Annotated in this window: 10 protein-coding genes; 3 read left to right on the top strand and 7 right to left on the bottom strand. The window is 64.2% G+C overall.

Going from position 1 to position 10,137, the window contains the following annotated elements; all coding sequences use genetic code 11:
• Positions 1 to 149 precede the first annotated feature (149 nt).
• The 6 genes from JHD07_RS22615 to coxB all read right to left on the bottom strand — a co-directional run bounded on the left by JHD07_RS22615 (position 150) and on the right by coxB (position 5,508).
• Positions 150 to 1,043: a cytochrome c oxidase subunit 3 gene (locus JHD07_RS22615; protein ID WP_291626029.1), complete on the bottom strand. Its 894-nt coding sequence runs from the start codon at positions 1,041 to 1,043 to the stop codon at positions 150 to 152.
• Between the two features lie 78 nt (positions 1,044 to 1,121).
• Positions 1,122 to 1,760, bottom strand: a complete 639-nt coding sequence (locus JHD07_RS22610; RefSeq protein ID WP_291626027.1) for a cytochrome c oxidase assembly protein — start codon at positions 1,758 to 1,760, stop codon at positions 1,122 to 1,124.
• 5 nt (positions 1,761 to 1,765) lie between these two features.
• The gene (locus JHD07_RS22605; RefSeq protein ID WP_291626025.1) at positions 1,766 to 1,930 is read right to left on the bottom strand and encodes a CoxF protein; all 165 of its coding nucleotides are present in this window, start codon (positions 1,928 to 1,930) and stop codon (positions 1,766 to 1,768) included.
• Between the two features lie 7 nt (positions 1,931 to 1,937).
• Entirely contained in the window at positions 1,938 to 2,882 is a 945-nt protein-coding gene (locus tag JHD07_RS22600; protein WP_291626023.1) for a heme o synthase, read from the bottom strand.
• Between the two features lie 61 nt (positions 2,883 to 2,943).
• Positions 2,944 to 4,569, bottom strand: a complete 1,626-nt coding sequence (gene ctaD / locus JHD07_RS22595) for a cytochrome c oxidase subunit I (RefSeq protein ID WP_291626021.1) — start codon at positions 4,567 to 4,569, stop codon at positions 2,944 to 2,946.
• A gap of 84 nt (positions 4,570 to 4,653) precedes the next feature.
• Positions 4,654 to 5,508 (bottom strand): cytochrome c oxidase subunit II, encoded by an 855-nt coding sequence (gene coxB / locus JHD07_RS22590; protein WP_291626018.1) that lies wholly within the window; start codon positions 5,506 to 5,508, stop codon positions 4,654 to 4,656.
• A 446-nt stretch (positions 5,509 to 5,954) separates the two neighbouring features.
• On the opposite strand from coxB, the gene JHD07_RS22585 reads away from it, so the two are divergent.
• The gene (locus JHD07_RS22585) at positions 5,955 to 6,488 is read left to right on the top strand and encodes an invasion associated locus B family protein (protein ID WP_291626016.1); all 534 of its coding nucleotides are present in this window, start codon (positions 5,955 to 5,957) and stop codon (positions 6,486 to 6,488) included.
• A gap of 36 nt (positions 6,489 to 6,524) precedes the next feature.
• Here the strand turns inward: JHD07_RS22585 and JHD07_RS22580 are convergent, their stop codons facing one another.
• Positions 6,525 to 7,868, bottom strand: coding sequence for an HD domain-containing phosphohydrolase (locus tag JHD07_RS22580; protein ID WP_291626013.1), 1,344 nt, complete (start codon positions 7,866 to 7,868; stop codon positions 6,525 to 6,527).
• 307 nt (positions 7,869 to 8,175) lie between these two features.
• Here JHD07_RS22580 and tldD point away from each other — a divergent pair, with 307 nt between their 5' ends.
• A complete protein-coding gene (tldD, locus tag JHD07_RS22575) occupies positions 8,176 to 9,603 on the top strand; it encodes a metalloprotease TldD (protein ID WP_291626011.1) in 1,428 nt (475 codons plus the stop codon).
• On the top strand, positions 9,600 to 10,137 hold a 538-nt coding region (lepB, locus tag JHD07_RS22570; protein WP_291626009.1), incomplete at its 3' end, for a signal peptidase I. The genes tldD and lepB, both read left to right, overlap by 4 nt.

Here is a 10,137-nt window from a genome sequence, read left to right as displayed (position 1 = left end):
GCTTTGCAGGACGGTGGTTTCGGACTGGGTTGGGCCGACGCTGTCGTTCATGATGGCGGACTCTATCACAGTTTGCGCTGGAGCTTTGGGCGCCCGGAACGCGAAAGGGCGGCCCCCCGGCCGCCCTTTTCTGATCGGTTCGGTACGGCTCAGTGCCCGGCGGCCATGGACGCGGCGCCCCGCCCCCAGACATAGATGCAGAGGAACAGAAACAGCCAGACCACGTCGACGAAATGCCAGTACCAGGCGGCAAACTCGAAGCCGAGATGCTGTTTCGGTGTGAAGTGGCCGGCATAGGCGCGGAACAGGCAGACCAGCAGGAAGATGGTGCCCACCAGCACGTGAAAGCCGTGGAAGCCCGTCGCCATGAAGAAGGTCGCACCGTAGACGTTGCCGGCGAAGGAGAACGCCGCATGGCCGTACTCATAGGCCTGCACGCAGGTGAAGAGCGCTCCGAGCACGACGGTGAGGATCAGGCCGTATTTCAGGCCCTGGCGGTCGTTCTCGAGCAGCGCATGATGCGCCCAGGTCACGGTGGTGCCCGAGGTGAGCAGGATCAGCGTGTTCAGCAGCGGCAGATGCCAGGGATCGAAGGTCTCGATGCCCTTCGGCGGCCAGGTGCCTGGGACAGCGCAGGCCCCGGCCTGGGTGCCGAGACCGCAGCCGAACACCGCATCGCGGGTCGCCTGGACCGCGTCGGCCGGAAACAGCGCCGCGTTGAAATAGGCCCAGAACCAGGCGACGAAGAACATCACCTCGGAGGCGATGAACAGGATCATGCCGTAGCGGTGATGCAGCTGCACGACGCGGGTGTGGTCGCCCTTGTACTGGGCTTCCTTCAGCACGTCGCCCCACCAGCTCGCCATGGTGTAGAGCACGCCCACGGTGCCGACGCCGAACACGATCGGTGCCGCAGAGAACATGTGGTGCATCCAGGCGACCGCGCCGACCGCCATGATGAAGGCCGAGAGCGAGCCGACGGCCGGCCAGGGAGAGGGATCGACCAGGTGATAGTCGTGATGCTTGGTGTGCGCCGTGGCCATTTCCGTCTCTCTCCTCAATCCGGTGCCCGTCAGGCACTTATCCCCTTGTTTCTAACCGCCTGAGCGCAGGCGCGGCGGTCAGAGATTTCCCTTGCGCTTGTCGTCCCCACTGGCGGCGAGCGGCTTCACCACCGGATCCTTCATGGGATAGAACGTGTAGGACAACGTGATGGTGTTCAGCCCGTCATTCTCGTGATCATCAGCGAGCGACGGATCGACGTAGAACACGACCGGCATCTCGCGCTTCTCGCCGGGCCCCATGGTCTGCTCCGTGAAGCAGAAGCAGTTGATCTTCTGGAAATAGGCGCCGACCGTCAGCGGGGCGACATTGTAGGCGGCCTGGGCCGAAGTGCTTCGCGCGGCCTGATTGGTCACGGTGTAGAAGACCGTGACGACCTTGCCGATATTGACCTCGATCTCGCTCTGTTCGGGCTCGAACTTCCAAGGCAGGCCGGGCGCCACGTTGGAATCGAAGCGCACCGAGATCTTCCGCGCGATCGGGCCGGTGGCCGGCGCAGAGGTCGCAACCTGCGTCGTGCCGTTGAAGCCGGTGACGCGGCAGAACCAGTTGTAGAACGGCACCGCCGCGTAGGAGGCACCGACCATAAGTGCGACGACGACGCCGCAGATCGAGGCGACCAGCGCGTCGCGGCCAAGGCCACGACCGTTCCTTGCCGCCCGGCTCTGATCCCGCGATATGGTCGGCTCGTGATCCATGTTTCCTACATCGGCCGGACTAGCACTGCCGGTCCCTTGACCATGGTGACGGCGAAGAACAGCACCACGAGCACACCAAGTGCGAGTGCGATTGCGATCGAACGCTGACGACGGCTCTTCCGCTGCGCCTCGGTGAGGACGATTCCATCTCGCTCGGGTTTATCGGCCATTCCTGCCTCATGCGCCCCCAACCATCGGAGCCAGCGCCCGGTACACGACCTCGGCCAGCAGGGTCGCGAACAGCGCGAACAGGTACAGGATCGAGAAGGCAAACAGCTTGCGGGTCGCACGCAGCGACTGGCTGCGTTCGCGGCGCAGATAGACGTTGATGGCGAGCACCAGCATGCCGGCGCCGAGGATCAGCGAGACGATGCCGTAGATCGCGTCGAAATAGCCGAGCGCCCACGGCGCGGCGGCGACCGCGATCAACACGATTGTGTAGAGCAGGATCTGCAGGCGCGTGGCATCGGGACCGGCGACATTGGGCAGCATCGGAATGCCGGCGCGCGCGTAGTCGTCGGATCGGAACAGTGCCAGCGCCCAGAAATGCGGCGGGGTCCAGAAGAAGATGATGGCGAACAGCAGCAGCGGCTCGACATCGACGGTGCCCGTCACCGAGGCCCAGGCCACCACCGGTGGCAGCGCGCCGGCCGCGCCGCCGATCACGATGTTTTGCGCGGTCCAGCGCTTCAGGCCCATCGTGTAGATCACGACGTAGAAGAAGATGGTGAAGGCGAGCAGCGCGCCCGCGACCCAGTTGACGAGGATGCCGAGCGTCATCACCGAGAAGAAGGCGAGCGTCATGCCGAACGCCATGGCCTCGGGACGGGTGATGCGGCCGCGCGGGATCGGCCGGTTCGCCGTGCGCGACATCTTGGCGTCGATGTCGCCCTCGAGCGCCATGTTGAGCGCCCCGGAGGCGCCGGCACCGACCGCGATGCAGAGCAACGAGGTGATCGCCAGCACGGGATGAAAATGCCCCGGCGCCATCGCCATCCCGACCAGCGCGGTGAAGATCACCAGCGACATCACCCGCGGCTTGAGCAGTGCGAGATAGTCGGCGACCTCCGCCTCGGAGATGCGGGGATCGATGTCGACGGCGTTGTGGTCGAGGACGGACACTTAGATTGACTCGCTTCGTTGTAGCGTCGCGGCGCCCGTCACGGGCGCCGCGGAAGATTGCCTACTGCACGCGGGGCAGCACTTCGAACTGGTGGAAGGGCGGCGGAGAGGACAGCGTCCATTCCAGCGTGGTCGCGCCGGCACCCCAGGGATTGTCGCCCGCCGGCACCTTCTTCATGAAGGCGTCGAGCACGACGTAAAGGAAGATCAGCACGCCGAAGCCGGAGATGTAGGAGCCGAGCGAGGAGATCAGGTTCCAGCCCGCGAACGCATCGGGATAGTCGATATAGCGGCGCGGCATGCCCGACAGGCCGAGAAAGTGCTGCGGGAAGAATACCAGGTTGACGCCGACGAAGGTCACCCAGAAATGCAGCTTGGCGAGCCCTTCATTGTACATGTAGCCCGACATCTTCGGGAACCAGTAGTACCAGCCGGCGAAGATCGCGAACACCGCACCGAGCGACAGCACGTAGTGGAAGTGCGCGACGACGTAGTAGGTTTCCTGGAGCACGCGATCGACGCCGGCGTTCGCCAGCACGACACCGGTGACGCCGCCGATCGTGAACAGGAAGATGAAGCCGACCGCCCAGATCATCGGCGCCCGGAATTCGATCGAGCCGCCCCACATCGTGGCGATCCAGGAGAAGATCTTCACGCCGGTCGGAACCGCGATGACCATCGTCGCCGCGACGAAATAGGCCTGCGTCGCCGAGGACATGCCGACCGTGTACATGTGGTGGGCCCACACCACGAAGCCGATGCCGCCGATCGCGACCATGGCGTAGGCCATGCCCAGATAGCCGAACACGGGCTTGCGCGAGAAGGTGGAGACGATCTGGCTGATCATGCCGAAGCCGGGCAGGATCAGGATGTACACCTCGGGGTGACCGAAGAACCAGAACAGATGCTGGAACAGCACGGGGTCGCCGCCGCCGTCGGGCGCGAAGAACGTCGTGCCGAAATTGCGGTCGGTGAGCAGCATGGTGATCGCACCGGCAAGCACCGGCAAGGACAGCAGCAGCAGGAACACCGTCACCAGGATCGACCAAACGAACAGCGGCATCTTGTGCAGGGTCATGCCCGGTGCGCGCATGTTGAAGATGGTGGTGATGAAGTTGATGGCGCCGAGGATGGACGATGCGCCCGCCAGATGCAGTGACAGGATCGCGAAGTCGACCGCTGGTCCCGGATGGCCGGAGCTCGACAGCGGCACGTACATGGTCCAGCCGGCGCCGACGCCGTTGGAGCCCGGCTCGCCCTCGACGAAGGTCGACATCAAGAGCAGCGCGAAGGACGCCGGCAGCAGCCAGAACGAGATGTTGTTCATGCGCGGGAACGCCATGTCGGGCGCTCCGATCATCAGCGGCACGAACCAGTTGCCGAAGCCGCCGATCATCGCCGGCATGACCATGAAGAAGATCATGATCAGGCCGTGAGAGGTCACGAACACGTTGTAGGTGTGGGCCTCGTGGAAGATCTGCACGCCCGGATACATCAGCTCGGCCCGGATCGCGATCGACATCGCGGCACCGATGATGCCGGCGATGACCGCGAAGATCAGGTACATCGTGCCGATGTCCTTGTGGTTGGTCGAATAGACGTAGCGCCGCCATCCGGTGGGATGGGCGTGCTCGTCATGCCCGTGGGCTTGCGCGTGATCGCCGTGTGCCGCTGCGCTCGTTGCCATCTTCAAATCCTGCCTTGCGTCCCGTTCGGACCTTGTGGAGGTCCCGCCCTTTGTCGCTTTCAGTCCTCGAGCCTCACCCGGCGCTTACTGCGTCGGGCCGGCCGCGGAGGCGTAGGTGCTGGTGCCGCCGCTCGCAAACTTCTTCTTCGCCGCCTCGACCCAGGAGGCGAACTCCTGGTCGCTCACCACGCGGATCGCGATCGGCATGAAGGCGTGATCCTTGCCGCAAAGTTCCGAGCACTGGCCGTAATACATCCCGGTCTTGGTGGCCTTGAACCAGGTCTCGTTCAGGCGACCGGGAATGGCGTCGATCTTGACGCCGAAAGCCGGCAACGCAAAGGCGTGGATGACGTCCGCGCCGGTAGTCTGGACCCGAATCACCTTGTTGACCGGCACCACCATCTCGTTGTCGACGCCGAGCAGGCGGGGCTGCTTGTCCTGCGCCATCAGCGAATCGAACTCGAACTTGCCGTTATCCGGATAGGCATAGGACCAGTACCACTGCTTGCCGGTCGCCTTGACGGTCAGGTCCGCCTTGGGAATGTCGAGCTCCAGGAACAGCAGCCGGAACGAGGGCACCGAGATGCCGACCAGAATCAGCACAGGGACGAGCGTCCAGGCCACCTCGATGAGCGTGTTGTGAGTGGTCCGCGACGGCACCGGGTTGGCCTTCGCGTTGAACTTGACGACCACGATCACGAGCAGCGCCAGCACGAACAGCGTGATCAGCGTGATCAGCACGAACAGGAAATTGTGGAACCAGACGATGTTGTCCATCACCGGGGAACCGGACTGCTGAAGCGTCCATTCCCACGGCGCCGGCTGGCCGAGCTCGGCGTATGCCGCACCCCCCGTCGCCAGCGTGACGCCAGCCGCCACCAAGGCGATGGTGGCTAATCCCAGCATCTGCCGGCCCACCCGACCCATCGACATCCTCATGCCGTTCGCGCTCCCCTTACGAAATCACCCCAGGTGCGCTCCCCCTGTTGCGGGAAACGCTTATTCGACCCGCCAGTCCGACAAACCGCCACGCAAGAATACCTCTAAGAGGAATTGGGGCCAGATCGCTAGAACGCGAAATCAAGCCTCTCAAACCATAATTCTTGATCTATCGCAATGCAGTCTTGAGCCCGGTCAGCCAGCCATCACCGGCAGGATATTTCCCAACAAGATCAGACAAAAATACCGTTGCCCGGGATGCTCCGGCTTGACAGCGGAATTGCCCGCGGTAGGCACTGGCTGACAGCCGCGCCGGAGCCTGATTCGTGCGAGCACTGGCGGTGTGGGCGGCGCGGAATTTGCTTGTGAATCGCCTTCACAACGCCGTCATTCCCGTATCAGTCCGCCAGGTGCGCGCAAGGAAGGCGAGCAGAGGGACAGACCCCATGGGGCTTTCGACATCGATGGCAAGGCGGGAGAATGGCCTCGCGGCGGTGGCCGTCCTCTTGGCTACAATCGTCATCCTGGCGTTTCCAGGCCGTGCCCATGCGCAGGGCGCGGTGCGCTCCGTCCATGGCGACTGGCAGATCCGCTGCGACACCCCGCCTGGCGCCCAGACCGAGCAATGCGCGCTGATCCAGAGCGTGGTCGCAGAAGACCGCTCCAATGCCGGCCTGACCGTGATCGTGCTCAAGACCGCCGACCAGAAGAGCCGCTTGATGCGGGTGGTCGCCCCGCTCGGGGTCCTCCTGCCCTCAGGCCTCGGGCTCAAGCTCGACAACCAGGACGTCGGCCGTGCCGGCTTCGTCCGCTGCCTGCCCAACGGCTGCGTCGCGGAGGTCGTCCTGGAGGACAAGCTGCTCGGCCAGCTCCGCAGCGCCAAGACCGCGACCTTCATCATCTTCGAGACGCCGGAAGAAGGCATCGGCTTCCCGCTCAGCCTGAACGGGCTGGGTGAGGGGTATGACAAGCTGCCGTAAGGGGAAGCGCGTCACGCCGGCAGCCGGTCGCCGCTATCAGTCGGCGTAGCGGGCGGCGATATTCCGGAACTGCTCGCTGATCTCGGCGAAAGCGTCCACGACATCCGGATCGAAGTGACGGCCGCGGCCGTCGAGGATGATTTTCACCGCCTCGTCATGGGACATCGCGTCCTTGTAGACCCGATGCGTCGTCAGGGCGTCGTAGACGTCGGCCACCGCCATCAGACGGGCCGAGATCGGAATGGCGGCGCCCGCAAGCCCGTTTGGATAACCGCTGCCGTCCCACTGCTCATGATGGTTCAAGGCGATCTCCTTGGCGCAGGCGAGGAAATCGACGGTCATGCCGAGCTGCGTCTCGGCCTTCTCAATCGCCTGGTGGCCGAGCCTCGCGTGGGTCTTCATGACCTCGAATTCTTCAGGGTCGAGCCTGCCGGGCTTCAACAGGATGCTGTCGGGAATGCCGACCTTGCCGATGTCGTGCAGCGGGGCGGACTTGAACAGGATGTCGAGGCGAGCCCCGGCCAGATTGGCGGCGAAGGCCGGATGGGATTGCAGGTGCCGCGCCAGTGCCCGCACGTAATGCTGGGTGCGCCGGATGTGATTGCCGGTCTCGTTGTCGCGCGTCTCCACCAGCGATGCCAGGATGACGATAGTGGCATCCTGCATCGCCAGAAGTTTGCGGGTCCGCTTTTCGACCTCGATCTCGAGCAGGTCGTTCTGGTTCTTCAGAACGTCCCGCGCGGCCTTCAAGGTGGTCTGCGTCGAGTATTCCTTGCGGACGAGGAATTCGCGCCACCATCCGATTCCCGCCGCCAGGATGAACAGCGTCACAACGTGATAGGACCAGTAGAAGAATGCCCCGACATCAGCTCCGAGCTCGGCCTGCATCGCAGCTTCGAACGTCAGCAGGATCGCGAGCCCCGCCGGCAGCGCGAAGCGGAATTGGACGCCCAGGATGACGAAGCAATAGAACTCGAGAAAGGTGAAGTTGAGGATTCCGACCCACGACTTCAGCCCCATGCCGCCCTGCTCGTCGATGAGGGACAGAACCCAGAAAAGGCTGCAGGCCACCGCCACGATGAAGGTGGACATCACCGATTGCCAGTGCCGCCGCGCCGTCTCGGTGAAGGAATAAGCGAGCCCGATGCCGAGTAGGGGCAGGCAGAGCTGGATACGGTAGAAATTCGCCGATGCGTTGAAGGCCATCCGGTCGACGAGGTAGTCGCCGAGTATCAGCGCCATCCCCACCACGAGGCTTGCCTGGGCGTAACGATAATAGAAACCGTGATAATAGCGGCAAAACTTGTCTTCATAGGCCGCGTTGGCAAACGACAATTTTGGCCGCAGCGGCAGTGTGTCGGCTTGATCGAGACTGGTCACAACCGGGCTTCCCAGCGCGGCAAGGGATCGCACGCGCGAGCGGCTAAGGTTCCATCGACGCCCTAAGTGCCGGTGAAGACTTCGGCCCGTAAAACTACGGCGCCACCATGCGAATCCCGCTGGGCCGCGAATACGGCCCCCCGAGCCCGAGGCCTAACTGGCATCACCGTCCGTGGACGCTTTCGCCTGGCTTGGGAAAAGGCAATGATTCCAATCATGTCGTTTCGGTAATGTGACGGCGCGCCCTCTCGCCGAACGGCCGGGAAGCCATTATCTTGCCGGACATCTCTCCGAGAATGGATGACCGATGACCAATCCTGCCACGACCTCCCTGCTCGACCGCGCCAATCTCGACCGCGACCAGGTTCGCCACGAGGTCGCGCGCGGGCTTTCCGGTGCCGACGATGGTGAGCTTTTCCTGGAATACAGCCAGACCGAAGCGCTGATGTTCGATAATGGGCGGCTGAAGCAGGCGACCTATGACACCTCGCAAGGCTTTGGCCTGCGCGCTGTCAAGGACGACGCGGTTGGCTACGCGCATTCCTCCGACGTTTCGCTGCCGGCGCTGATTCGCGCGGCCGACGCGGTCGCTGCCGTGCGCGGCGGCTATTCCGGCAGCTTTGCCGCGCCGCCGCCGCACACCAATGTCCGCCTCTATGGCGACGACAACCCGCTGGACGCGCCGGGCTTCGAGACGAAAGTAAAACTGCTCGCCGAGATCGACGCATATCTGCGCGACAAGGATCCGCGGGTGCGGCAGGTCAGCGTCAGCCTGGGCGCGACCTGGCAGGTCGTCGAGATCGTGCGGCCCGACGGCGAGAGCTATCGCGACATCCGCCCGCTCGTGCGCGTCAATGTTTCCGTCGTCGCCGGCCAGGGCGACCGCCAGGAGAGCGGCAGCAAGGGCTATGGCGGCCGCGCCGGCTATGCCGAATTCATCGAGAGCAAGAACTGGCGCGAGGCCGCCGACGGTGCGCTGCGCGAGGCGCTGGTCAATCTCGAATCGATTCCGGCCCCCGCCGGCGAGATGGACGTCGTGCTCGGCGCCGGCTGGCCCGGCGTGATGCTGCATGAAGCGGTCGGCCATGGCCTCGAGGGCGACTTCAACCGCAAGAAGACCTCGGCGTTTGCGGGACTGATGGGCCAGCAGGTCGCGGCCAAGGGCGTCACCGTCGTCGACGACGGTACGATTGCTTCGCGGCGCGGCTCGCTCTCGATCGACGACGAGGGCACGCCGACCAACCGCACCGTGCTGATCGAGGACGGCATCCTGGTCGGCTACATGCAGGACCGCCAGAACGCGCGGCTGATGAACATGAAGCCGACCGGCAACGGCCGCCGCCAGGGCTATGCCCATGTGCCGATGCCGCGCATGACGAACACCTACATGCTCGCGGGCGACCGCGATCCCGCCGAGATCCTCGCTTCGGTGAAGAACGGCGTGTTCGCCGCCAATTTCGGCGGCGGCCAGGTCGACATCACCTCGGGCAAGTACGTATTCCAGTGCACCGAGGCCTACAAGATCGAGAACGGCAAGATCGGGGCGCCGCTGAAGGGCGCCATGCTGATCGGCAACGGACCGACCGACCTGCATCGCATCCGCATGATCGGCAACGATCTCGCGCTCGACACCGGCATCGGCACCTGCGGAAAGAACGGACAGGGCGTGCCTGTCGGCGTCGGCCAGCCGTCGCTGCTGATGGAACGCATCACCGTGGGTGGAACGGGCGCATGACCATGGAAGACAAAGTGACTGTCAGCCCCAAGCGGAAAAGCAGCGGCTGGGGTGGACAACTCGTGCAGCTCGCCGGCATCGTCGCCGCGGTCTTCATCGCCAAGGGCGCACTCGCCGAGCCGTTCTACGTTCCGTCGGGCTCGATGGAGCCGACGCTTCTGATCGGCGATGCGCTGCTCGCCTCCAAATTCCCCTATGGCTACGGCACCTCGTCGCTGCCGATCCAGATCAACCTGCCAGAAAGCGGCCGCGTCTTCGCGGAGACGCCGAAGCTCGGCGACGTCGTCGTCTTCCGCTGGCCCGGCGATCGCTCGCAGGCCTGGGTCAAGCGCGTCGTCGGCCTGCCCGGCGACCGCATCCAGATGCGACAGGGCCAGCTCTTCATCAACGACCGGCCCGCCGAACTGAAGCCGGACGGCGTCGGATCGGCCGAGAACGACAACGGCGGCAGCGAGCCCGCCTACCGCTATGTCGAGACGCTGCCGAACGGCGTCTCGCATCTGATCTTCAAGATGCGCGACAACGGTCCACTCG

The organism is Bradyrhizobium sp. (assembly GCF_016462955.1).
In the GTDB taxonomy this organism is placed as follows: Bacteria; Pseudomonadota; Alphaproteobacteria; order Rhizobiales; family Xanthobacteraceae; genus Bradyrhizobium.
Note: the sequence above shows the minus strand (reverse complement) of the source record. Positions and strands in the feature narration are given on the sequence as shown.

Coding starts and splice junctions, on each gene's coding strand:
- JHD07_RS22610 (WP_291626027.1), bottom strand. CDS start 1,760: ATGGATCACGAGCCGACCATATCGCGGGATCAGAGCCGGGCGGCAAGG.
- ctaD (WP_291626021.1), bottom strand. CDS start 4,569: ATGGCAACGAGCGCAGCGGCACACGGCGATCACGCGCAAGCCCACGGG.
- JHD07_RS22615 (WP_291626029.1), bottom strand. CDS start 1,043: ATGGCCACGGCGCACACCAAGCATCACGACTATCACCTGGTCGATCCC.
- JHD07_RS22585 (WP_291626016.1), top strand. CDS start 5,955: ATGGGGCTTTCGACATCGATGGCAAGGCGGGAGAATGGCCTCGCGGCG.
- coxB (WP_291626018.1), bottom strand. CDS start 5,508: ATGAGGATGTCGATGGGTCGGGTGGGCCGGCAGATGCTGGGATTAGCC.
- tldD (WP_291626011.1), top strand. CDS start 8,176: ATGACCAATCCTGCCACGACCTCCCTGCTCGACCGCGCCAATCTCGAC.
- JHD07_RS22605 (WP_291626025.1), bottom strand. CDS start 1,930: ATGGCCGATAAACCCGAGCGAGATGGAATCGTCCTCACCGAGGCGCAG.